Genomic DNA, 22,954 nt, shown 5'->3' with positions numbered 1-22,954 from the left:
TCGGAAATGGCGGTGAGGCGGGGATTCGAACCCCGGATGCAGCTTTTGACCGCATACTCCCTTAGCAGGGGAGCGCCTTCAGCCTCTCGGCCACCTCACCATACGCGTTCTTGCGAACTGTGCTTCTGAACTTGTTTCTGCTCATCGGCACTGCGTGGCGCACATATTACTTTCCCGCACTTATAAGTCAAACAATTTTTCCCGAGTTTTTCTGGATATCGTTCTGTTTGCACAAATGACGCGCAATTAGTGTGTTTTGCCGACAAAAGAGTGATTAATCAACAGCGAAAGCACGCTGCAGTTAACGAAACAGGAAGAAAGAAAACGAGAGAAGTACTGGGAAAAATGAAGCTGAGGGGAGAAAAGCGGTAGCGCCTCGCTGGATGCGAGGCGCTGAATCCGTTAGTAACTCGTTTGCTGAGTCTTTTCGGCCTGAATACGCTGATAGATTTCTTCGCGATGCACCGAAACTTCTTTAGGCGCGTTCACGCCAATACGGACCTGGTTACCTTTAACACCCAGCACCGTTACAGTCACCTCATCGCCAATCATGAGGGTTTCACCAACTCGACGAGTTAGAATAAGCATTCTTTGCTCCTTGAAAGATTAAAAGAGTCGGGCCTGTTCGGTCTCCCGGCCATATCCATCATATAACGCTGAACAATGTCTATGACAAATACACCATTGTGCATCGCCACGCCAATACATTCTGCTGATAGTTAGTTTAGCCGAAATACACTACATCAACCGGACTTTGTCATTATCGGGTGCACACCGCGTTAAAAAGCGCCAGAACACGGGGTTCTGACGCTCTGGACGATGCTGCGTTTATTTCGTTACAGACGGTTGCTCACCCAGTCCGGCACTCCAGCCAGCGCTCCAGCCAGCGCCTGTGGATCCGTTCCACCTGCCTGAGCCATATCAGGACGTCCACCGCCTTTACCACCCACCTGCGCAGCCAACTCCCCCACTAACTCACCGGCTTTCACACGGTCGGTCAGGTCTTTTGTCACGCCCGCAATCAGCGAAACCTTACCTTCAGCGACGGTTGCCAGCACGATGATGGCGGAACCCAGCTGATTCTTCAGCTCATCCATCATAGTACGCAGCATCTTCGGCTCAACGTTGCTAAGCTCGCTCACCAGCAGCTTGGTGCCCTTCACGTCGACCGCTTTACTGCTGAGTGAAGCACTTTCTTGCGCCGCTTGCTGATCGCGCAACTGCTGCAGTTCTTTTTCCAGCGCACGGACATTATCAACCAGGCCGCGCACTTTCTCATTCAGATTGCTGCTGTTGGCTTTAACCACCTGAGCAAGCTCAGATATCTGATCGCTCTGTGCATGAAGTTGCGCAATTGCCCCCTCACCCGTCAGCGCTTCAATACGACGCACACCCGCCGCCGTGCCGGATTCAGACTGAATGCGGAACAGACCGATATCGCCGGTGCGTGCTGCGTGCGTACCACCACACAGCTCAACGGAGTATTCACCCATGCTGACTACACGTACGCGCTGCTCATATTTTTCACCAAACAGCGCGGTGGCACCACGTGCCTTCGCTTCATCCAGATCCATCACTTCGGTCTGAATTAACAAATTGCGACGAATCTGAGCGTTAACGATATCTTCAACGGTACGAATCTGCTCTGGCTTCATCGCTTCATTATGAGAGAAGTCGAAGCGCAGGTATTTATCGTTGTTGAGTGACCCTTTCTGCCCAACGTGATCGCCTAACACTTCACGTAACGCTTCATGCATCAAATGCGTTGCAGAGTGATTAAGAATGATGCGAGCGCGGCGCTCTTCATCCACTTGCGCATTTAAGCGGTCCCCCACGCGTAACTCACCGTGGTTCAGCTTACCGATATGACCAAAGGCTTTGCCATACTTCTGGGTATCCTGAACGCTAAATTCAGCATTCTGCGCAGTGAGTACGCCCGTATCACCGACCTGACCACCAGATTCACCGTAAAACGGTGTTTGGTCCAGAATCACTACAGCATCCTGACCGGCAGAAACCTGCTCAACCTGCTGGCCGTCAACAAACAGCGCCTGTACGGTGCCTTCATGTTGCAGGTACTCATAGCCTTTGAAGTCAGTCGCTGAATCAAAGCGAATCACGCTGTTGTAGTCGGCACCGAAGCCACTGGCCTCACGTGCGCGCTGGCGCTGCTGCTCCATTGCCGTTTCGAAGCCCGCTTCATCAATCTTCAGATTGCGCTCTCGGCAGACGTCGGCAGTCAAATCAGCCGGGAAACCGAAGGTGTCATACAGACGGAATACTGTCTCACCATCCAGCGTATCACCCTGCAGGTTGGCCAACTCTTCGTCGAGCAAGGCCAGACCACGTTCCAGCGTCTTAGCAAACTGCTCTTCTTCATTTTTCAGCGCATTTTCAACGTGCTTCTGCTGACGTTTCAGATCTTCACCGGCATCGCCCATGACGTCGATCAATGGCGCAACCAGCTTGTAGAAGAAGGCCTCTTTAGCGCCCAGCATATTGCCATGACGCACTGCACGGCGAATGATACGACGCAGCACGTAGCCGCGGTTTTCATTTGACGGGATCACGCCATCAGCAATCAGGAATGCACAAGAGCGGATATGGTCAGCAATCACGCGCAGGGATTTATTATTCAGGTCAGCTGCACCCGTCACCTGGGCAACCGCTTTGATCAGTTTGGCAAACAGATCAATTTCATAGTTGGAGTTAACGTGCTGCAGGACCGCGGCGATACGCTCCAGGCCCATGCCGGTGTCTACTGACGGTTTCGGCAATGGCTCCATGGTGCCGTCGGCCTGACGGTTAAACTGCATGAAGACGATATTCCAGATCTCAATATAGCGATCGCCATCTTCTTCCGGGCTGCCCGGCGGGCCACCCCAGATATGGTCGCCGTGATCGTAGAAAATCTCGGTGCATGGGCCGCAAGGACCGGTGTCACCCATCTGCCAGAAGTTGTCAGATGCGAAAGCGCTGCCTTTGTTATCGCCAATGCGGATAATGCGTTCGCGTGGCACGCCTACTTCGTTAGCCCAGATGTCAAAGGCTTCATCGTCGGTCTCGTAAACAGTGACCCACAAACGCTCTTTTGGCAGCTTAAACCACTGCTCACCCGTCAACAGTTCCCAGGCATAAGCAATCGCTTCTTTCTTGAAGTAGTCGCCAAAGCTGAAGTTACCCAGCATTTCAAAGAAGGTATGGTGACGAGCGGTGTAGCCTACGTTCTCAAGATCGTTATGCTTGCCGCCGGCGCGCACACAACGTTGAGACGTGGTTGCGCGGGCGTAATCGCGCTTATCCTGACCGAGGAAAACGTCTTTAAACTGCACCATCCCAGCGTTAGTAAACAGTAACGTCGGGTCGTTGTTCGGTACGAGGGAGCTGCTGGCTACAACCTGATGTCCCTTGCTATGAAAAAAGTCGAGAAACGCTTGACGGATCTCAGCAGTGCTCTGGCTCATAAAATTCCTGGAATCACGCTAACGAACGTTCCCTTTCGCTGGCAAACCGCTTCTGCAAGCTCACCGCTGATTGAGGAACAAAAAGTGGGAATAAGATAAATTTTCTTCAGTGGGAAGTAAAATCCCATCGCCTTTCAGTCGTCAATATTTCTGAAAACCGCCTGAATATCTTCCATCATAAAGCCTTTTGACATCAAAAAGCGCTGTACTTTGCTTTTCTCGGCCCAGGTTTGCGGCAATGGATCACCAAATTTACGCTTAGCTAAATCGGCTGCACTCTGGCTCCAGTCCACTTCCGTCTCCATCATCGCCTGATTAATCTCATCACGGCTGATACCTTTTTGCTGCAACTCCATACGTACGCGTTGTGAACCGTAACCTTTGCGTGCACGGCTTTGGATAAAGCGTTCGGTGAAACGTTGATCGTTAAGCCAGCCGCTCTCCTGACACCAGTCGAGTACCTTTTCCAGTAGCTCTTCGGGGATCGGCACGTTCTCTTCTTGCTTCAGATAAGCTGCACGTTGTGTAGAGAGCTGTAACTTACGTTTTAACTCGTCACGACTGTGGTCACGCTGGGCTAAGATGCGCATGGCACGGTCTAGCAAACGGGAATATGTCGGCACAGAGGCCGCAGCAGGTGATGATGACATGGGTTTTACCTTGTTCTGACTGTTGCGCAGGGTAAAGCAAGAAGACGATCAGGGGAAGCATGGACGGGGAAAAGCAAACGGGAGCATTGCTGCTCCCGTGGGGTATTTTAGAAATCTTCGTTGGTTTCGCTAGCTTCTTCGTGGTCGCCAGCAGGTATTCCCGCTGCATCGCCTTCAGCCGTAGCCGCCGTTGCACCCGTCAGCAACATATCGCGCAACTTCTTATCGATTTCGTTGGCAATCGCCGGATTCTCTTTGAGGAAGTTGGTCGAGTTCGCTTTACCTTGACCAATCTTATCGCCGTTATAGCTGTACCACGCACCGGCTTTCTCAACCAGTTTGTGTTTCACGCCAAGATCCACCAGCTCACCAAAGGTGTTGATACCTTCGCCGTACATAATCTGGAATTCAGCTTGCTTAAACGGTGCAGCGATTTTGTTCTTCACCACTTTTACGCGGGTTTCGCTACCAACCACTTCATCGCCCTCTTTAATCGCACCGATACGGCGGATATCAAGACGGACAGAAGCGTAGAATTTCAGCGCGTTACCACCGGTCGTGGTTTCCGGGTTACCAAACATCACACCAATTTTCATACGAATCTGGTTGATGAAGATCAGCAGCGTGTTGGACTGCTTCAGGTTACCCGCTAACTTACGCATCGCCTGGCTCATCATACGTGCGGCCAGACCCATGTGCGAATCACCGATTTCGCCTTCGATTTCGGCTTTTGGCGTCAGTGCAGCAACGGAGTCAACAATGATCACATCAACGGCACCAGAGCGCGCCAGCGCATCACAAATCTCTAACGCCTGCTCACCGGTATCCGGCTGCGAACACAGCAGGTTATCGATATCAACGCCCAGCTTTTTCGCATAGACCGGGTCAAGGGCGTGCTCAGCATCGATAAACGCACAGGTTTTGCCTTTACGCTGTGCTGAGGCAATGACCTGCAGCGTCAACGTCGTCTTACCGGAAGATTCAGGTCCGTAAATCTCTACGATACGGCCCATTGGCAAGCCGCCAGCACCCAACGCGATATCCAGTGACAATGAACCGGTTGAGATGGTTTCCACGTCCATTGAGCGGTCTTCACCCAAGCGCATGATCGTGCCTTTACCAAATTGTTTCTCAATCTGGCCCAACGCGGCAGCTAGAGCTTTCTGTTTGTTCTCGTCAATTGCCATTTCCACTCCTAATCATGCTGGGTAAGCCGACATCATCGTATGCCTGCTCGTTCTATTGCGGCTAATTATACTGTATGACCATACAGTATCAAGTTTAATTTGTCAGAAATTCATCAAGCAGCGTTTGTAGCGCCCAAGTCACTGACTGACGCCGGACTGCGTCGCGATCTCCGGCAAAGTTCTGCCGCTGCGCCAAAACTCGCCCCTCTGGCCCGGCAATGGCAAACCACACGGTACCAACAGGCTTTTCTGCCGTGCCTCCGTCAGGCCCGGCAATCCCGCTGACCGCAATGCCATATTCTGCTGCCGCAGCATGACAGGCTCCGCGAGCCATTTCGCGCACCGTTTGTTCACTCACGGCCCCATGCTGGGCCAGCGTCTCATCCTGCACGCCAACCATCTGCTGCTTGGCTTCGTTGCTATAAGTGACGAAACCCCGCTCAAACCAGGCTGAGCTACCGCTGATATCCGTAAAGACTTTGGCAATCCAACCGCCAGTGCAAGATTCGGCTGCCGTGACTGTCGCCTGACGTTTTTTCAGCTGTTCACCAATACGCTGGCTCAGCTGCTGCAACTCTTTATCGTTCATCGCCTTCTCCTGTAGAGCGCTTCACGTTAGCCATAAATGGTGCAGCATAGAGCCCTTTTCAACCTTTATTGCGCTATTTTGCGCACCCGCTTCCAGCTAACTCAGCGTGTTCGCACTGCCACCATGAATAAACGTGGGAAAGCTAACAAAACCTGACCATTGCTGCGCGGGGGATAGGCGGGGAGCAATGCCTGATGATAGTCATGCAGAAAATCGGCCTGCTGCTGTTGATTCAACGCGGCAAGGAAAGGACGTAAACCCGTTGCTTGTAGCCAGGTAATGATGCCCTGCGCATCGGCCATGGGGTGATAGTAAGTGGTACGCCAGATATCAACCTGACAGCCGGCATCACTCAGCAAGTCATAATACTGTTCCGTGGTCAGCAGGTGTTTGCGATCCGCTGCCTGTGGCGAAATTTCTGCCTGCCAGCGTTCACTGGCCGCCACTTCACGCATCAGGCGGTGTGAGGGTTCATCGAGATTATCGGGCATCTGAATCGCCAGTGCACCGCCAACATCTAACTGATTAACCAGATGGGGTAGCAGCGAGTGGTGATCGGTAAGCCATTGCAGTGAAGCATTGGCATAGATGACCTGCTGCGGCTGCGGAGCCTGCCAGGTGCGAATATCGGCTTGTTGAAAGGTGCAGTCAGGCAGGCGCTCCTGGGCTTGTTCCAGCATGGCTGCAGAACTATCAATCCCCGTGATCTGCGCATCCGACCACAACTGTGCGAGTAGCTCAGTGCTGTTACCGGGGCCGCAACCGAGATCGGTGGCAAAATGGACGTGGAGAGGAGGGATTCGTTCTAACAGTTCACGTGCGGGTCGCGTGCGTTCTGATTCAAATTGGCGATACAGCTGTGGATTCCAGTCTTGCATGTCAACGCTCCTGTCTGGCTGAAGAGCATCACACTACCTGTTTTTTGCCTGTGGGGACGAAGATAAAAGTGCGATGCTTTAGCAGACTGGAAAGAATCATACCGGACGGCCGGGTGCCGTCCTGCTGTTAGTTCTTTTTCACAAACTCAGATTTGAGTTTCATCGGACCAAAGCCATCAATCTTGCAATCAATGTTGTGATCGCCTTCAACCAGGCGAATACTTTTCACTTTGGTGCCAATCTTCAGGGTTGAGGAGCTACCTTTCACCTTGAGATCTTTAACCACGGTAACGCTGTCGCCATCAGCCAGCAGATTGCCATTGGCATCACGCACCACCAGGCCATCCGAGGCTGCCTCTGCGCTCATGGACCATATATGGCCACAAGATGGGCAGTTCAGGTTATCGCCATCCTGCCAGGTATAATCAGCCTGACATACAGGACAAGCAGGTAAGGTTGTCATTCGCGTTCCTAAGAAGTCAAAAAGCGGTGAAGATGGCACCGCAAAAAGGGGCGCCATCTTATACCCTCATACTTTATAAGGACAGCATTAAAGCATGTTGCCCTGGCGCGCTTTGGCCACCGCTTCACCTAACTGCCATACGGCCATGGCGTAGTGCGTGCTGTGGTTATAGCGCGTAATGACATAGAAATTAGGCAGTCCATACCAGTATTGATAGCTGGTACCGAGATCAAGCCGCAGCAGGCTCGCCTGATTATTACCATCCAGCGATCCTTGCGGCGTCAGACCACTGGCCATCAACGTGTTCACCGGATAGAGCGTTTTAAACCCGTTTTCCAGCGCGGGAGCCTGGCCGCTTGCCGGCACGGCAACATTCTGCCCTGCGCGCCAGCCATGTTCTTTGAAGTAGTTTGCCACGCTGCCAATGGCATCCACCGGATCCCATAAATTGATGTGGCCATCACCATTGAAGTCGACCGCGTACTGCTTATAGGACGATGGCATAAACTGGCCATAACCCATGGCACCGGCAAAAGAGCCGCGCAGATCCAGCGGATCATCCTGCTCAGTCCGCGCCATTAACAGGAAGGTTTCCAGCTCGCTACTGAAATAGGCGGCGCGACGGGGATAACTGAAGGACAAGGTTGCCAGTGCATCCAGCAGGCGCGTTTTACCCATCACCCGGCCCCAGCGTGTTTCCACCCCAATAATGCCGACAATGATTTCAGGCGGAACGCCATAAACCTGTTGCGCGCGCTGCAGTGCATCCTGGTATTGATCCCAGAACGCCACGCCGTTTTGTACGTTATCCGGCGTGATGAATTTATTGCGGTAGCGGATCCAGGCCCCGTTTGGCCCGGTCGGCGGCGTGTAACTTGGTGCCTGTTGATCCATCAGACGCAGCACATAGTCCAGCCGTTTTGCCTGCCCAATCACGGCATGCAGCTGTTCACGGTTAAAACCGTGTTTTGCCACCATTTGATCAATGAACTGCTCAGCCGCTGGATTACCGGCGAAATCGCCAAACATGGGCTGAACGGCGTGTGAAGGTTCCAGTAAAAAACCGCCTTTCGGTGCAGGCACAACGGCGGTTTGCTGCTGGGATGCAGGCTTACTGCTGCAGGCAGCAAGTAAGGCAATTAGCGGAAGAAAAGCAACCTTAAAACGCATTAGATATCCATAAGCCAGATGAAACCGGAAGCCCACATGGTAATCGTTCATCAAAGCGGGATACAGAGCAATATCTTAAAATTCCGCCGCTTTTCCCTGGTTTCAGTGGGTTGCAGGGTAAATTTGCGAAACGGCTCCACACTTTGTCTCAATCTTGAGATTTTGCTTTTTACTGCTTATCGCAATTTGCTAAGGTCGGCAGCCAGAAACCGTTGCTGACTGATGAAGGCCGGGGGGCAAAAATGCTAATATCTGCGCTTTGGTTTCCCGTTGATGGGATAACGCAACGCACTGGCTGGCACGACCGGCCAGACAAAATCAAAAGAGTTAATTTTGAGTGAAAACGAGATGAAAGGAGCAGCGCAAATGGACTTAAGTGGCCACACCCCCATGATGCAACAATATCTGCGCCTGAAGGCTGACCATCCCGAAATCCTGCTGTTTTATCGCATGGGCGATTTTTACGAACTGTTCTATGACGACGCCAGGCGTGCTTCACAACTGCTGGAGATCTCACTCACCAAACGCGGCGCGTCAGCGGGTGAACCAATCCCTATGGCTGGCGTACCTTACCATGCCGTAGAAGGTTATCTGGCAAAACTGGTACAGCTCGGCGAATCCGTGGCGATCTGTGAACAGATTGGCGATCCGGCACTGAGTAAAGGCCCGGTTGAACGTAAAGTAGTACGTATCGTCACGCCCGGCACTATCAGTGATGAAGCGCTGTTACAAGAGCGTCAGGATAATCTGCTGGCGGCGATATTCCAAAGCCCGCGCGGCTTTGGTTATGCCACACTCGACATTAGCTCAGGGCGTTTTCGCCTGAGTGAACCTGCCGACCAAGAGACCATGGCGGCAGAACTGCAACGCACCAATCCTGCCGAACTGCTCTACCCCGAAGATTTACAGGCGATGACGCTGATTGATCAGCGCCGTGGTCTGCGCCGCCGTCCGCTGTGGGAATATGAAATCGACACCGCACGTCAGCAGTTAAATATGCAATTTGGCACGCGCGATCTCAGCGGTTTTGGCGTTGAACAGGCACATCTTGCGCTGCGTGCGGCCGGTTGCCTGCTGCAATACGTCAAAGATACGCAACGAACCTCCTTGCCGCACATTCGTTCGCTGAGCATGGAACGTCAGCAGGATAGCGTGATTATGGATGCGGCCACCCGACGCAATCTGGAAATTACCCAGAACCTGGCAGGCGGCATAGAAAATACCCTGGCTGCGGTGCTGGATAAAACCGTCACGCCGATGGGCAGCCGTATGCTCAAGCGCTGGCTGCATATGCCGCTGCGTGATGTCGCCATTATTGGGCGTCGTCAGGAATCGATTGCCGAGCTGCAGTCACTGAGTGAGGAGTTACAACCCGTGCTGCGTCAGGTGGGTGACCTGGAACGTATTCTGGCGCGCCTGGCACTGCGCACCGCACGTCCGCGCGATTTAGCGCGTATGCGCCATGCATTCCAGCAGCTTCCAGAGTTAAACCAGCAACTTGATGGCGTCGCGGCCACTCAGCTTGTCAATTTACGCGCGCAGATGGGAGATTTTGCTGAGCTGCGCGAATTGCTGGAGCAGGCCGTCATCGAATCACCGCCGGTGTTGGTGCGTGACGGTGGCGTTATCGCGCCAGGCTACAACGCAGAACTGGATGAATGGCGTGCGCTGGCGGATGGCGCCACCGATTATCTTGATCGTCTGGAAATTCGCGAACGTGAGAAGCTGGGACTGGATACGCTAAAAGTCGGCTTTAACGCTATTCATGGCTACTACATTCAAGTGAGTCGTGGCCAAAGCCATTTGGTACCCATTCATTATGTGCGCCGCCAGACGCTTAAAAATGCCGAACGCTATATCATTCCTGAACTGAAAGAGTATGAAGACAAAGTCCTGACCTCGAAAGGTAAAGCACTGGCTCTGGAAAAGGGGCTGTACGAGGCATTACTTGATCATTTATTACCCCATCTTGAAGCACTGCAGTTAAGTGCAGCAGCACTGGCCGAACTGGATGTCTTGGCTAACCTGGCGGAACGCGCATGGACGCTGAATTATTGTCGTCCGGTGTTGCAGGAAAAAGCCGGTATTCGCATTACCGCCGGACGCCATCCGGTAGTGGAGCAGGTGTTAAAAGAACCGTTTATTGCCAACCCGCTGTCGCTCTCCAGCCAGCGACGCATGTTGATCATCACGGGTCCTAACATGGGCGGTAAAAGTACCTACATGCGTCAAACCGCGCTGATTGCGCTTATGGCGTGGATTGGCAGCTATGTGCCTGCGGAAGAGACGGTGATTGGCCCCATCGATCGCATATTCACTCGCGTGGGTGCAGCTGATGATCTGGCGTCAGGTCGCTCGACCTTTATGGTCGAAATGACTGAAACGGCCAACATCCTGCACAACGCCACTGAAAACAGCCTGGTGTTAATGGATGAGATTGGGCGCGGCACCTCAACTTATGATGGCCTGTCGCTGGCATGGGCCTGCGCGGAAAGCCTGGCCAATCGCATCAAAGCGATGACGCTGTTCGCCACCCACTACTTCGAACTCACCACCCTGCCAGAGAAAATGGAAGGTGTGGTCAATGTGCATCTCGATGCGGTGGAACATGGCGATACCATTGCTTTCATGCACAGCGTGCAGGATGGTGCCGCCAGCAAGAGCTATGGTTTGGCGGTGGCAGCGTTAGCAGGCGTGCCAAAGGACGTTATCAAACGTGCGCGCCACAAGCTGAAAGAGTTAGAAGCGCTTTCGGGCAGTTCAGCAACATCCACCGTTGAGGGATCGCAAATGCAACTGCTGGTCGCCGAAACCTCTCCGGCCGTCGATGCACTGGAAGCGTTAGATCCTGATAGCCTCACGCCGAAACAGGCGCTGGAGTGGATTTACCGTCTTAAAACATTGGTGTAAGCCTTCGAAATGGCGGTGCTAGGGCGCCGCTATCCTTTGGCAGGTACGGTCAGATTTTAGGCATAAAAAAACGGTGACCCTTGGGTCACCGTTCTTGTTACCGGTTACGGCTTATTCGCGAAACAGTGCTTCAATGTTGAGGCCCTGTGTCTGCAGGATTTCACGCAGACGGCGCAGACCTTCAACCTGAATCTGACGGACACGTTCACGGGTCAACCCGATCTCACGGCCCACATCTTCCAGCGTTGCCGCTTCATAACCTAACAGGCCGAAACGACGCGCCAGCACTTCACGCTGCTTGGCATTCAATTCAAACAACCACTTAACGATGCTTTGTTTCATATCATCGTCCTGCGTGGTGTCTTCCGGGCCGTTGTCTTTCTCATCGGCCAGGATATCCAGCAGCGCTTTTTCGGAATCTCCACCTAACGGTGTGTCAACCGAGGTAATACGCTCATTGAGACGCAGCATACGGCTTACGTCATCAACCGGCTTGTCTAACTGCTCAGCAATCTCTTCAGCACTCGGCTCATGGTCAAGCTTGTGCGAAAGTTCACGCGCGGTGCGCAGATAAACATTCAACTCTTTAACGATGTGGATCGGCAGACGGATAGTACGGGTTTGATTCATGATCGCCCGTTCAATAGTCTGACGAATCCACCAGGTGGCATAAGTTGAGAAACGGAACCCACGTTCTGGGTCAAACTTCTCCACGGCGCGAATCAGGCCGAGATTACCCTCTTCAATCAGATCCAGCAATGCCAGACCACGATTGCTATAACGACGGGCAATCTTCACCACCAGGCGTAAGTTACTTTCAATCATACGGCGACGAGAAGGAATATCACCTCGTAACGCACGACGGGCAAAGAAGACTTCTTCTTCCGCTGTTAACAGTGGAGAGTAACCAATCTCTCCGAGGTAAAGCTGCGTCGCATCCAAAACGCGTTGCGTCGCACCCTGTGACAACAACTCTTCTTCAGCTACATCGTTATCACCAGGTTCGTTCTCAACGAGAGCCTTCTCATCAAAAACCTCAGCTCCGTTGTTCTCCTCGAATTCCGCATCATCGTGTGATTCATTAACTTTCAGCGTATTCTGGCTCATTAAGCGGCTCCTACCCGTGATCCAAGGGCAGAACACCAAGGTTCTGCCGGATTATCGTTGCGGTAAATAACGCAACGGGTTTACGGATTTCCCCTTGTAACGAATTTCAAAGTGTAATCTTACCGAACTGGTTCCGGTGCTACCCATGGTAGCTATTTTTTGCCCCGCCTTAACTTCCTGTTGTTCCCGGACCAGCATAGAGTCGTTGTGGGCGTAGGCGCTCAGGTAGTCATCATTGTGTTTGATGATGATTAAATTACCGTACCCACGGAGCGCGTTACCTGCGTATACCACCCTTCCTGAAGCAGTGGCGACAACAGGTTGTCCACGCGAACCGGCGATATCGACACCTTTATTTCCGCCTTCCGCAGCGGAGAAGTTATCGATGATCTTCCCATCAGTCGGCCAACGCCAGCTTCCCACTGGTGTTGTGCTATTCGTCGTGCTGCTGACTGTAGGTGGTGCGACAACCGGAGCTGTGGTCGTTGCCACATTATTTGCCCCTTTCGTCGGCAGCATTTTACTGCCTGACGAACCCGAATCATCAGAATACGTAATAACAGGTTGCTGTGCAACAGGGGTCGATTTAATTTGCGATTGACTTGGTGTCACCGGCACGCCGCCCTGCGTAGCATCCGCTACGGTTATCGCATTCCCGCCAGTGATGGTCTGGCCATTTCCGTTGCCAACCTGCAGAACTTGCCCAGCCTCCAGGCCATACGGGGCCGGGACGTTGTTGCGTTGTGCCAGGTCGCGGAAGTCATTGCCGGTAATCCAGGCAATATAGAACAAGGTATCACCGCGTTTGACGGTGTAGGTCTCACCACCGTAACTACCTTTAGGAATATTCCCATAATTGCGGTTGTACACTATGCGACCATTTTCGGTGGTGACGTTGTTATTGCCACTAACCATTCCGCCGGCAGGTGCCGCAGATGGTGTACCGCCGCTTAACATTCCGCCTTGTGGCATTGAGGGCACGGCGCTGCTCTGTCCAGACAGCATGCCGCCGCCAGCCGAGGAAGCCATACCGCTCTCCCCACCGCCACCACCAATTTGGCTAATCGGTGCTTGCGAGTTGTCGCCAGAGCTACAGCCCGCCAGCCAAAATCCTACCAGTGAAAGTGCCGCCAAACGGCGTAATTGAAATACTGTGCTTCCCGTGCTCATTGATCCCCCGTTATGGCAATCCTGGATGTAACTGTGTAATGGTTTTGACCGCATGATTCACTGCACAACAGGCGGAATGCGGTCTTTCACATTGATTAACAAGGATAGTAACAATATCAACTGCGCCATGCCATGTAACAGTTGTGAAGATTTACGTAGCTATGGCTCAGGCCAGATCGCCCTGAACTAACGGTACAAAACGGACGGGCTCGATGATTTCTTCAATTAATTCATCTCCCTGACGACGTAAGCGCTTTAAAACCTGCTGATCTTCGCCCACCGGCAGCACCATTTTGCCACCGTCACCTAATTGCGCTATCAGCGCAGTCGGAATTTCAGGCGGTGCGGCCGTGACAATAATGGCATCAAACGGGCCACGTGCCGCCCAGCCTTGCCAGCCGTCACCGTGACGCGTTGAAATATTATGCAGATCGAGCTGCTTCAGGCGGCGCTTAGCCTGCCACTGCAACCCTTTAATGCGTTCAACAGAATAAACATGATTAACAAGATGGGCCAGAATAGCGGTCTGATAGCCCGAACCGGTGCCAATTTCCAGCACGCGCGATTCTGGGGTCAGTTCAAGTAACGCGGTCATCCGCGCCACCATATAGGGCTGAGAAATCGTCTGGCCACTGCCAATCGGCAGCGCAACGTTTTCCCAGGCTTTATGCTCGAACGCCTCATCGATAAAGCGTTCACGCGGGACATCGGCGATGGCTTTGAGCAGGTGTTCATCGAGAATTCCCTGCGCACGCAGTTGCTCTAATAGCGTTTCGATGCGCCGGTTCACCATGCGAGATTGACCTCAGCCTCGGTCAACCAGTCGCTTAATATTTCCTGCGCCGCGTGTGCGGTGAGATCAACATGCAATGCCGTGAGCGACACATAACCTGCATCTACCGCGGCGAAATCGGTATCCGGACCTGCATCCAGCTTTTCCCCCGGCGGGCCAATCCAGTACAGCGTATGGCCGCGCGGATCTTCTGTGCAAATCACCTTATCGGCCGGATGACGACTGCCGCAGCGCGTCACGCGGAAACCTTTGATTTCCGACAGCGGCAGATCAGGCACATTGATATTGAGGATACGCCCGGTGCGCAGCGGTGCGCGGGACAAAGCACGCAGCAATGTGCAGGTTATCGCCGCTGCGGTAGCGTAATGCTGGTGTCCATTGAGTGAAACGGCCAGCGCGGGCAGTCCAAGATGGCGCCCTTCCATTGCCGCGGCCACGGTGCCAGAGTAAATCACGTCATCACCCAGGTTGGGACCCGCGTTGATCCCCGAGACCACAATATCCGGACGCGGCTGCATCAGTTTGTTGACCCCGAGAAACACACAGTCCGTCGGCGTCCCCATCTGCACCGCGATATCGCCATTTTCATGGGTAAAAGTCCGCAGCGGGGTTTCTAATGTCAGAGAATTTGATGCGCCACTTCGATTGCGATCGGGCGCGACCACCTGCACTTCCGCAAACTCACGCAGCGCGCGAGCCAGCGTTTGAATGCCGGGGGCATGAATTCCATCGTCGTTGCTGAGCAATATCCGCATCTGTTCCTGACCTTTGTTCATTCAACTGGCCCTCAACTCACCTGGCAGCCGCAGTATGGGTACCGTAAAACGGTTTCTGGCGAGACAAGGATGTTTGCATTCTAGCCGTGAGGCGCGGGAAGTGGTAGGCGTAAATCACGGAACTTACGGCGTTTGCCGCAACAATGCGCAGCCGAAGTCGAGATTTACCCGGCATTGCGGCCGGGTAAAGAGGAGGTTATTCGTCGTTGATAGGCGCAGCGGCACCGTTACTCAGCAGTTCGCGCACCACGCTGGTCGCGAAACTCCCGGCAGGCAGCCAGAATTCCATTTCTAACGTCACATCATCCCACCAGTTCCAGCGCAAATCCTTCGGCACCACCAGCATGGCGCGGCGGGCCGCATCTACGCGTTCACGGTCAAGTAATCCCAACAAATCCGCCGCGGGTGCCAGATTGGCCTGTTCAAAGGCCAGCATCTCACCCTGGGTGCCCAGCTCGCCTCGTCCGGCAAGCGGCGCGGTGATGCGCAGTTGGTGATGGTTAACCCGTTGCTGCAATTCCGCTAACTCTTCCGCCAACGCAACAAACCAGCTCCCGCGCCCGGCCAGCTGCAGCGCATCGCCCGCCTGTACCTGATCCAACACACCATCGCGCTGCAAGCGCGCGCTGGTGACCTGATTGAACAACTGACTGCGCGAGGCGGACAGCAAAATACCTTTCATACTGCGGTCGCGCGGGCGGAATTTATCCTCAGCCCACAGCTTCGCCTGCGTCAGGTTGTTGCCGCCGCGTCCAAAACGCTGCTCGCCAAAGTAATTGGGAACGCCGCTTTGCTGGATACGCTGCAAGCGCGCTTCCACTTCAGCACGATCGGAAACCTGACGCACGATCAAACGGAAAGCATTTCCAGCCAGTGCACCTGTGCGCAATTTACGCTTGTGGCGAATCACCTGCAGAATCTCCACACCTTCCAGCTGGAAACCGGCCAGATTCGGCATCGCATTGCCCGGCACACGGAAGCACAGCGTTTGCTCGGTGACCGCATGGCGGTCTTTCATACCGGCATAGCTCATATCACGCTGATGTACGCCGAGAAATTTCGCAATCGCTTCAGCGACAAAACGCGTGTTACAGCCGATTTTGCGGATACGGACCAAAACCTGTTCGCCCTCGCCATCATAGGGATAGCCCAGGTCTTCAACCACCACAAAGTCTTCGGGATTGGCTTTGATAACGCCAGTCGCACTCGGCACACCGTGCAGATAAAGCAACTCACTCATGCCCGATCGGCCTTCACCAGCAGCGCTACCGCTTCACAGGCAATGCCTTCGCCACGACCGGTGAAGCCGAGCTTTTCCGTGGTGGTGGCTTTGACGTTGACGTCGTCCATGTGGCAACCCAAATCTTCGGCGATGTTGACGCGCATTTGCGGCACGTGCGGCAGCATTTTCGGCGCCTGAGCAATGATGGTGACGTCGACGTTACCGATGCGGTAGCCTTTCAACTGGATACGACGCCAGGCTTCACGCAGCAGGCCGCGACTGTCCGCGCCTTTGAACGCGGGATCGGTGTCCGGAAACAGTTTGCCGATATCGCCCATCGCCACCGCGCCAAGCAAGGCGTCCGTCAGCGCATGCAGCGCCACGTCGCCATCCGAATGCGCAATGAAGCCGTGTTCGAAGGGAATACGCACCCCGCCAATCACCAACGGACCTTCGCCGCCAAACGCGTGAACGTCAAAACCGTGGCCGATACGCATCATGCGCTCTCCTTTAACTGAATCTGGGTTAGATAGAAGGCCGCCAGCGCCAGGTCTTCTGGCCGCGTTACCTTGATATTGTCACTGCGCCCACTCACCAGCTCCGGATGATAGCCGCAGTATTCCAGCGCCGAAGCTTCATCGGTAATGGTAGCGCCTTCATGAAGTGCGCGCGTCAGGCATGCCGTGAGTAATTGATGCGGGAAAAATTGCGGCGTCAGCGCGTGCCATAAATCTTCGCGTTCCACGGTGTGGGCAATCGCCTGTTTGCCCGGTTCGGCACGCTTCATGGTGTCACGCACCGGGGCAGCCAGAATTGCACCGACTTTGCTGTTCGCACGGACCGCCAGCAATCGCGCTAAATCATCCGGATGCAAACAAGGGCGTGCGGCATCATGCACCAGCACCCACTCGCTGTGTTTAATTGCCTGTAATCCTGCCAGCACCGACTCGGCACGCGTCTCGCCGCCGGTCACGCGCAGCACGCGCGGATCCTGCGCCAGCGGCAGCGAATCAAACCAACCGTCATCGGGACTGATTGGCACGATCACTTGCTTAACCGCGGGATGCGCCAGTATGCGCGCAACGCTGTGTTCGAGAAGGGTGAATTGACCAATGGTCAGATACTGTTTCGGGCAGGCAGCCTGCATGCGGCTGCCGACGCCAGCGGCTGGCACCACGGCAATCACATCCGCAAGGGAAGAGAGGTTGTTCATGGTTTATCGTTGTTGATTCTGCGCAGCTTGTTGCGCGTTACGTTTGTTCTGGTCTGGCACCAGGCGATAGAAAGTCTCGCCGGGCTTAATCATGCCCAGTTCATTGCGTGCACGTTCCTCAATCGCCTCTGAACCGCCATTGAGGTCATCAATTTCGGCAAAAAGCTGATCGTTACGCGCTTTAAGTTTGGCGTTATTCGCCTGCTGCGACGCGACGTCTTCGTTGACGCGCGTATAGTCATGGATACCGTTCTTACCCAGCCACAAGGAATATTGAAGCCATCCCAGCAGCACGAGCAACAGTAGCGTCAATTTTCCCATCCCCGCCCCCTGAAAAACGGCCCAATCATCCCATAACTTCGCACAGGACTCCACAGTGACAGCGAAAATGCCGTACACCGGTGAATGTCTACACAAGGAATGAACGGATTTACAGCGAAGCGGCGGGTAAAGTTTTGTAACCAGCCGATGCGTTTGCACATCAGCAAGCGGTTACCAACCCGAGAGAAATGAGAACAACAGCCAGAACAGACACACCACCACAATCGTGGTGATCACCCCGCTCCAGAACAGATGTCCGCGGATCATTAAGCTCAGTACGATACCAATCAGGACCGAAACGGGTAATAACGCGAGGAAGAACGGCCACGTGTAGAGGAAGAAGAACAGCGTATTGGAACCGTAGAGCATGAACGGAATCGCCAGCGCGCACCAGTACGAGAGAAAGCCAATCACGCCGCCCGGCAATGATGAGCGAGGCTCATCCGGGGTGCGTTCATCTTTGCGTGCCAGCATGGGGGTTACGTTCTGCATAGAGATCCTGTTGACGCATAATCGCGGCAAACCCCTTGGGATTTGCCGCTGTCGGTTCAGGATCTGATGATATCGCGGTGACGCAGGAGGTCTAACAATTGGGCGCTCAGTTTTGTAACCAATTGTTCGCCATCAAGATGGATTTCCGGCGCGTCCGGCGCCTCATACACGCTGTCGATGCCGGTAAAGTTACGCAACTCTCCGGCTCGGGCTTTTTTGTATAAGCCTTTCGGATCGCGCGCTTCACACACCGCCAACGGCGTATCGACAAACACCTCGATAAACTGCCCGGCGCCGAGCAAATCACGCACCATCTGGCGTTCCGCGCGATGCGGTGAGATAAACGCGGTCAATACCACCAAACCGGCATCCACCATCAATTTCGCCACTTCGCCGACGCGACGAATGTTCTCTTTGCGATCGTCATCGCTGAAGCCGAGATCACGACACAGGCCGTGACGCACATTGTCGCCATCCAGCAGATAAGTGCTGACGCCCGCGCGATGCAGCGCCTGCTCCAGCGCGCCCGCCACGGTGGATTTACCCGAGCCTGACAGCCCGGTAAACCACAGCACCACGCCTTGATGGCCGTGCTGCTGCTCACGCTCTTCACGCGAGACCGGATGGTCATGCCACACCACGTTTTCGTCGTGTTGCGCCATTACTTACCACCCAGCAGGTCGCGGGCGTTCCAGTGTGGGAAGTGACGGCGCACCAGCGCATTCAACTCCAGCTCAAACTCACTGAATTGCCCTGCTTGTGCACGCGTATCGGTCAGCGGCTGATGGATCATTCCCGCGCCCACCGTGACGTTGCTCAGGCGATCGATAAAGATCATACCGCCAGTGACCGGGTTCTGCTGATAAGCATCCAGCACCATCGGCTCATCAAAGGTGATTTCCACCAAACCAATGCCATTCAGCGGCAGGCTTTCGACTGCACGCTTCTCCAGCGTATTGATCTCCACCTGATGAATGATCTTTTCCACGCGACCACGCGCTTTCTTACCGGCGACCTTCACTTCATAGCTTTGGCCCGGCTGCAGTGGTTGTTCTGCCATCCACACTACATCAACGGTGGCAGACTGCACCGCTTGCAGTTCAGCGGCGGCATCCACCAGCAGATCGCCACGGCTGATGTCGATCTCATCTTTCAGCACCAGCGTAATCGCTTCACCGGCACCCGCTTCCTGCAGATCGCCATCGAAAGTCACAATGCGCGTCACCGTCGATTCAACGCCCGAAGGCAGCACTTTGACGCGTTGGCCGACCTGCACCGTGCCGGACGCCAGCGTACCGGCATAACCCCGGAAATCGAGATTAGGGCGGTTCACATACTGCACCGGGAAACGCATCGGTTGGTGATCCACCACGCGCTTCAGCTCCACGGTTTCCAGCACGTCGAGCAGCGTTGGGCCGCTGTACCATGGCATGGTGACGCTTGGGGTTGCCACGTTGTCGCCTTCCAGCGCAGACATCGGCACAAAACGGATATCCAGATCTTCCGGCAGCTGTGCGGCAAAATCGAGGTAAGACTGTTTGATCTGCTCGTAAGTCTCTTGCTTGTACTCCACCAGATCCATCTTGTTGATGGCAACCACCAGATGCTTGATGCCCAGCAGCGTGGAGATAAAGCTGTGACGACGGGTTTGATCCAGCACGCCTTTACGCGCATCGATCAGCAGAATCGCCAAATCACAGGTCGACGCACCGGTCGCCATGTTACGGGTGTACTGCTCATGCCCCGGCGTGTCGGCGATGATAAATTTGCGCTTCTCGGTGGAGAAATAGCGATACGCCACATCAATGGTGATGCCCTGCTCACGCTCAGCCTGCAAACCATCCACCAGCAACGCCAGATCGAGTTTTTCGCCTTGGGTGCCGTGACGCTTGCTGTCGTTATGCAGCGAGGAGAGCTGATCTTCATAAATCTGACGGGTATCGTGCAGCAGGCGACCAATCAGCGTACTTTTGCCGTCGTCGACGCTACCGCAGGTCAGGAAACGCAGCAGGCTCTTGTGTTGTTGCGCGGTCAGCCAGGATTCAACGCCACCCTGATCGGCAATCTGTTGTGCAATTACGGTATTCATCTGCGTCTCCTTAGAAATAACCCTGACGTTTCTTCATTTCCATCGAACCGGCCTGGTCGCGGTCAATCATGCGGCCCTGGCGTTCACTGGTGGTGGAGACCAGCATCTCTTCAATAATTTCCGGCAGCGTCTGCGCTTCGGATTCCACCGCGCCAGTCAGCGGCCAGCAGCCGAGGGTACGGAAACGCACCATACGCTGTTTGATCACTTCACCGGGCTGCAGATCGATACGGTCATCATCGATCATCATCAGCATGCCATCACGCTCCAGCACCGGGCGCGGCGCGGCGAGATACAGCGGAACAATTTCAATGTTTTCCAGGAAGATGTACTGCCAGATATCCAGCTCGGTCCAGTTAGAGAGCGGGAACACGCGAATACTTTCGCCTTTGTTAATCTGACCGTTGTAGTTGTGCCACAGCTCAGGACGCTGATTTTTTGGATCCCAGCGATGGAAACGATCGCGGAACGAGTAAATACGCTCTTTGGCACGTGATTTCTCTTCGTCACGACGTGCACCGCCGAAGGCCGCATCAAAACCGTACTTATTCAGCGCCTGCTTCAGCCCCTCGGTTTTCATGATGTCGGTGTGTTTAGCGCTGCCGTGGACAAACGGGTTAATGCCCATCGCCACGCCTTCCGGATTACGGTGCACCAGCAGCTCGGCACCCATGTTTTTCACGGTGCGATCGCGGAACTCGTACATTTCACGGAATTTCCAGCCGGTATCAACGTGCAGCAGCGGAAATGGCAGCGTGCCCGGATAGAAGGCCTTACGCGCCAGATGCAGCATCACCGAGGAGTCTTTACCGATGGAGTACATCATCACCGGATTGCTGAACTCGGCCGCCACCTCGCGGATGATATGGATACTCTCTGCCTCCAACTGACGCAGGTGAGTAAGACGATTTTGGTCCATAATTTTTCCTCAAGCCAAATTGACAACGGCGGACTCGCGAGCCCCCTGCTGTGCCGAATGTTGGAACCAGGCTAATTGCCCGTGCAAATTCACCACTTCGCCAATCACTATCAGTGCTGGCGTGGGCGCGGCTACAGCCAGCGCCTCAAGTTGATCTAACGTACCGGTCAGCACCTGCTGATCCTGACGCGTGCCGCAGCCAATCACCGCCACCGGCGTGGAGGCTGCGCGCCCATGTTCGATGAGCCCCGCCGCGATTTCCGCTGCTTTAAGGGTGCCCATATAAATGGCTAACGTTTGTCGCGCACGTGCCAGCGTCGGCCAGTCAATGCCTGCGCTATCACTGCGCAAATGCCCGGTGACAAACAGCACGCTCTGCGCGTGGTCGCGATGGGTCAATGGAATCCCGGCATAAGCAGTGGCGCCCGCCGCCGCAGTAATGCCCGGCACCACCTGGAACGGAATGCCCGCCGCTTTCGCCGCCTGGAGTTCTTCGCCACCGCGGCCAAAAATAAACGGGTCGCCGCCTTTCAAACGCACCACGCGTTTGCCCTGCAGCGCCAGCTCGACCAGCATCGCATTGGTCTCTTCCTGTGATACGGAATGTGCACCCGCACGCTTGCCGACGCAGATACGATCGGCATCACGGCGCACCAGTTCCAGCACCTCTTCGCTCACCAGATGGTCATACAGCACCACATCCGCCAGCTGCATCACCTGCAGGCCGCGCAGCGTCAGTAAACCGCTGTCACCCGGACCGGCACCCACCAGGGTAATTTCACCCTGATTGTCGCTGTCATTCTTTAACTCACGATCCAGCGTGCGACGTGCTTCGTTGACGTTACCGGCTGACATCTGGCTGGCGAACAGACCATTAAACGCCCGCTCCCAAAAGCGACGACGTTCCGACATGCTGTGATAACGCTGTTTAACCTTGTCACGCCATTGCCCCGCTACTTCGGCCATCTGACCCAGGTTGGCAGGCAACAGCGCCTCAATTTTTTCACGCAGCAGACGCGCTAACACTGGCGCAGTGCCGCTCGAGGAGATCGCCACCACCAGCGGAGAGCGATCAACAATAGAAGGGAAGATAAAGCTGCACTTGGGCTGATCGTCCACCACGTTCACCAGCTTGTGGCGCGCGTTGGCGGCATCAAACACCTGCGCATTCAGCGCGTTGTCATCCGTGGCAGCGATCACCAAAAACACGCCATCCAACTGAGCCGGTTCGAAGCGGGGTGCAATCCACTCAATCGCGTTAATGTCCAGCAGCGCCTGCAACTCATGGCCGAGTTCGCGCGCAGCTACCAGCACGCGCGCACCGGCCCGTCGCAGCAGTTCGATTTTACGCGCAGCGATTTCACCACCGCCGACAACCAGCACCGGACGGTTTTTGAGATCGGCAAAGAGAGGCAGATAATCCACGTTAACCTTGCTAGTTTTACAATAAGTTAACGCGACTATACTTTCCCACCTTCCAGCAGATGAAATTACGAATTGGCATTAGTAGTTACCGAATGGAATAACGACCCAGGATTGCT

General features: G+C 54.5%; 22 protein-coding genes and 1 tRNA gene. 1 reads left to right on the top strand and 22 read right to left on the bottom strand.

What is annotated here, in order from left to right; genetic code table 11:
* Positions 1–7: 7 nt before the first annotated feature.
* From HA45_RS02345 to mltB, 9 genes are all read right to left on the bottom strand, one after another.
* Positions 8–100, bottom strand: a tRNA-Ser gene (locus HA45_RS02345).
* Between the two features lie 302 nt (positions 101–402).
* Positions 403–588: a carbon storage regulator CsrA gene (gene csrA / locus HA45_RS02340; protein WP_004155916.1), complete on the bottom strand. Its 186-nt coding sequence runs from the start codon at positions 586–588 to the stop codon at positions 403–405.
* Between the two features lie 248 nt (positions 589–836).
* Entirely contained in the window at positions 837–3,464 is a 2,628-nt protein-coding gene (gene alaS, locus HA45_RS02335) for an alanine--tRNA ligase (RefSeq protein WP_100703643.1), read from the bottom strand.
* A 134-nt stretch (positions 3,465–3,598) separates the two neighbouring features.
* Entirely contained in the window at positions 3,599–4,114 is a 516-nt protein-coding gene (locus tag HA45_RS02330; protein ID WP_240629269.1) for a regulatory protein RecX, read from the bottom strand.
* Between the two features lie 107 nt (positions 4,115–4,221).
* The gene (recA, locus tag HA45_RS02325) at positions 4,222–5,301 is read right to left on the bottom strand and encodes a recombinase RecA (RefSeq protein WP_100703642.1); all 1,080 of its coding nucleotides are present in this window, start codon (positions 5,299–5,301) and stop codon (positions 4,222–4,224) included.
* Between the two features lie 94 nt (positions 5,302–5,395).
* Entirely contained in the window at positions 5,396–5,890 is a 495-nt protein-coding gene (gene pncC, locus HA45_RS02320; RefSeq protein WP_100703641.1) for a nicotinamide-nucleotide amidase, read from the bottom strand.
* A 101-nt stretch (positions 5,891–5,991) separates the two neighbouring features.
* Positions 5,992–6,768: a trans-aconitate 2-methyltransferase gene (gene tam / locus HA45_RS02315; RefSeq protein WP_100703640.1), complete on the bottom strand. Its 777-nt coding sequence runs from the start codon at positions 6,766–6,768 to the stop codon at positions 5,992–5,994.
* Positions 6,769–6,895: 127 nt separating this feature from the next.
* Positions 6,896–7,231, bottom strand: coding sequence for a zinc ribbon domain-containing protein YjdM (locus HA45_RS02310; protein WP_100703639.1), 336 nt, complete (start codon positions 7,229–7,231; stop codon positions 6,896–6,898).
* Positions 7,232–7,318: 87 nt separating this feature from the next.
* Entirely contained in the window at positions 7,319–8,401 is a 1,083-nt protein-coding gene (gene mltB / locus HA45_RS02305) for a lytic murein transglycosylase B (protein WP_100703638.1), read from the bottom strand.
* A 348-nt stretch (positions 8,402–8,749) separates the two neighbouring features.
* On the opposite strand from mltB, the gene mutS reads away from it, so the two are divergent.
* Positions 8,750–11,311, top strand: a complete 2,562-nt coding sequence (mutS, locus tag HA45_RS02300) for a DNA mismatch repair protein MutS (protein WP_420849072.1) — start codon at positions 8,750–8,752, stop codon at positions 11,309–11,311.
* A gap of 111 nt (positions 11,312–11,422) precedes the next feature.
* On the opposite strand, the gene rpoS is transcribed toward mutS, so the two are convergent.
* From rpoS to cysG, 13 genes are all read right to left on the bottom strand, one after another.
* Positions 11,423–12,418 carry an RNA polymerase sigma factor RpoS gene (rpoS, locus tag HA45_RS02295; RefSeq protein WP_100703636.1) on the bottom strand — a complete coding sequence of 332 codons (996 nt, stop codon included), beginning with the start codon at positions 12,416–12,418 and terminating at the stop codon, positions 11,423–11,425.
* 51 nt (positions 12,419–12,469) lie between these two features.
* A complete protein-coding gene (nlpD, locus tag HA45_RS02290; protein ID WP_100703635.1) occupies positions 12,470–13,588 on the bottom strand; it encodes a murein hydrolase activator NlpD in 1,119 nt (372 codons plus the stop codon).
* Positions 13,589–13,754: 166 nt separating this feature from the next.
* The gene (locus HA45_RS02285; RefSeq protein ID WP_100703634.1) at positions 13,755–14,381 is read right to left on the bottom strand and encodes a protein-L-isoaspartate(D-aspartate) O-methyltransferase; all 627 of its coding nucleotides are present in this window, start codon (positions 14,379–14,381) and stop codon (positions 13,755–13,757) included.
* The gene (surE, locus tag HA45_RS02280) at positions 14,375–15,136 is read right to left on the bottom strand and encodes a 5'/3'-nucleotidase SurE (protein ID WP_100703676.1); all 762 of its coding nucleotides are present in this window, start codon (positions 15,134–15,136) and stop codon (positions 14,375–14,377) included. The genes HA45_RS02285 and surE overlap by 7 nt, the downstream gene beginning before the upstream one ends.
* A 217-nt stretch (positions 15,137–15,353) precedes the next feature.
* Positions 15,354–16,397, bottom strand: a complete 1,044-nt coding sequence (truD, locus tag HA45_RS02275; RefSeq protein ID WP_100703633.1) for a tRNA pseudouridine(13) synthase TruD — start codon at positions 16,395–16,397, stop codon at positions 15,354–15,356.
* Positions 16,394–16,876 (bottom strand): 2-C-methyl-D-erythritol 2,4-cyclodiphosphate synthase, encoded by a 483-nt coding sequence (gene ispF, locus HA45_RS02270; protein ID WP_100703675.1) that lies wholly within the window; start codon positions 16,874–16,876, stop codon positions 16,394–16,396. The genes truD and ispF overlap by 4 nt, the downstream gene beginning before the upstream one ends.
* The gene (gene ispD / locus HA45_RS02265) at positions 16,876–17,592 is read right to left on the bottom strand and encodes a 2-C-methyl-D-erythritol 4-phosphate cytidylyltransferase (RefSeq protein WP_100703632.1); all 717 of its coding nucleotides are present in this window, start codon (positions 17,590–17,592) and stop codon (positions 16,876–16,878) included. The genes ispF and ispD overlap by 1 nt, the downstream gene beginning before the upstream one ends.
* A 3-nt stretch (positions 17,593–17,595) precedes the next feature.
* Positions 17,596–17,913: a cell division protein FtsB gene (ftsB, locus tag HA45_RS02260; protein WP_007893240.1), complete on the bottom strand. Its 318-nt coding sequence runs from the start codon at positions 17,911–17,913 to the stop codon at positions 17,596–17,598.
* A 171-nt stretch (positions 17,914–18,084) separates the two neighbouring features.
* A complete protein-coding gene (locus HA45_RS02255) occupies positions 18,085–18,405 on the bottom strand; it encodes a DUF3561 family protein (RefSeq protein ID WP_100703631.1) in 321 nt (106 codons plus the stop codon).
* 56 nt (positions 18,406–18,461) lie between these two features.
* Positions 18,462–19,067 carry an adenylyl-sulfate kinase gene (cysC, locus tag HA45_RS02250; RefSeq protein ID WP_100703630.1) on the bottom strand — a complete coding sequence of 202 codons (606 nt, stop codon included), beginning with the start codon at positions 19,065–19,067 and terminating at the stop codon, positions 18,462–18,464.
* Positions 19,067–20,494, bottom strand: a complete 1,428-nt coding sequence (gene cysN, locus HA45_RS02245; protein WP_100703629.1) for a sulfate adenylyltransferase subunit CysN — start codon at positions 20,492–20,494, stop codon at positions 19,067–19,069. The genes cysC and cysN overlap by 1 nt, the downstream gene beginning before the upstream one ends.
* A gap of 10 nt (positions 20,495–20,504) precedes the next feature.
* On the bottom strand, positions 20,505–21,413 hold the full coding sequence (gene cysD, locus HA45_RS02240) for a sulfate adenylyltransferase subunit CysD (protein ID WP_100703628.1): 909 nt from the start codon (positions 21,411–21,413) through the stop codon (positions 20,505–20,507).
* 9 nt (positions 21,414–21,422) lie between these two features.
* The gene (cysG, locus tag HA45_RS02235; protein WP_100703627.1) at positions 21,423–22,838 is read right to left on the bottom strand and encodes a siroheme synthase CysG; all 1,416 of its coding nucleotides are present in this window, start codon (positions 22,836–22,838) and stop codon (positions 21,423–21,425) included.
* Positions 22,839–22,954: the final 116 nt, after the last annotated feature.

It is taken from the genome of Pantoea rodasii (assembly GCF_002095465.1).
GTDB classification, from domain to species: Bacteria; Pseudomonadota; Gammaproteobacteria; order Enterobacterales; family Enterobacteriaceae; genus Pantoea; species Pantoea rodasii.
The sequence above is the reverse complement of the archived record's forward strand: the minus strand, read 5'-3'. Positions and strand labels throughout refer to the sequence as shown.

Coding starts and splice junctions, on each gene's coding strand:
- csrA (WP_004155916.1), bottom strand. CDS start 588: ATGCTTATTCTAACTCGTCGAGTTGGTGAAACCCTCATGATTGGCGAT.
- alaS (WP_100703643.1), bottom strand. CDS start 3,464: ATGAGCCAGAGCACTGCTGAGATCCGTCAAGCGTTTCTCGACTTTTTT.
- HA45_RS02330 (WP_240629269.1), bottom strand. CDS start 4,114: ATGTCATCATCACCTGCTGCGGCCTCTGTGCCGACATATTCCCGTTTG.
- recA (WP_100703642.1), bottom strand. CDS start 5,301: ATGGCAATTGACGAGAACAAACAGAAAGCTCTAGCTGCCGCGTTGGGC.
- pncC (WP_100703641.1), bottom strand. CDS start 5,890: ATGAACGATAAAGAGTTGCAGCAGCTGAGCCAGCGTATTGGTGAACAG.
- tam (WP_100703640.1), bottom strand. CDS start 6,768: ATGCAAGACTGGAATCCACAGCTGTATCGCCAATTTGAATCAGAACGC.
- HA45_RS02310 (WP_100703639.1), bottom strand. CDS start 7,231: ATGACAACCTTACCTGCTTGTCCTGTATGTCAGGCTGATTATACCTGG.
- mltB (WP_100703638.1), bottom strand. CDS start 8,401: ATGCGTTTTAAGGTTGCTTTTCTTCCGCTAATTGCCTTACTTGCTGCC.
- mutS (WP_420849072.1), top strand. CDS start 8,750: ATGAAAGGAGCAGCGCAAATGGACTTAAGTGGCCACACCCCCATGATG.
- rpoS (WP_100703636.1), bottom strand. CDS start 12,418: ATGAGCCAGAATACGCTGAAAGTTAATGAATCACACGATGATGCGGAA.
- nlpD (WP_100703635.1), bottom strand. CDS start 13,588: ATGAGCACGGGAAGCACAGTATTTCAATTACGCCGTTTGGCGGCACTT.
- HA45_RS02285 (WP_100703634.1), bottom strand. CDS start 14,381: ATGGTGAACCGGCGCATCGAAACGCTATTAGAGCAACTGCGTGCGCAG.
- surE (WP_100703676.1), bottom strand. CDS start 15,136: ATGCGGATATTGCTCAGCAACGACGATGGAATTCATGCCCCCGGCATT.
- truD (WP_100703633.1), bottom strand. CDS start 16,397: ATGAGTGAGTTGCTTTATCTGCACGGTGTGCCGAGTGCGACTGGCGTT.
- ispF (WP_100703675.1), bottom strand. CDS start 16,876: ATGCGTATCGGCCACGGTTTTGACGTTCACGCGTTTGGCGGCGAAGGT.
- ispD (WP_100703632.1), bottom strand. CDS start 17,592: ATGAACAACCTCTCTTCCCTTGCGGATGTGATTGCCGTGGTGCCAGCC.
- ftsB (WP_007893240.1), bottom strand. CDS start 17,913: ATGGGAAAATTGACGCTACTGTTGCTCGTGCTGCTGGGATGGCTTCAA.
- HA45_RS02255 (WP_100703631.1), bottom strand. CDS start 18,405: ATGCAGAACGTAACCCCCATGCTGGCACGCAAAGATGAACGCACCCCG.
- cysC (WP_100703630.1), bottom strand. CDS start 19,067: ATGGCGCAACACGACGAAAACGTGGTGTGGCATGACCATCCGGTCTCG.
- cysN (WP_100703629.1), bottom strand. CDS start 20,494: ATGAATACCGTAATTGCACAACAGATTGCCGATCAGGGTGGCGTTGAA.
- cysD (WP_100703628.1), bottom strand. CDS start 21,413: ATGGACCAAAATCGTCTTACTCACCTGCGTCAGTTGGAGGCAGAGAGT.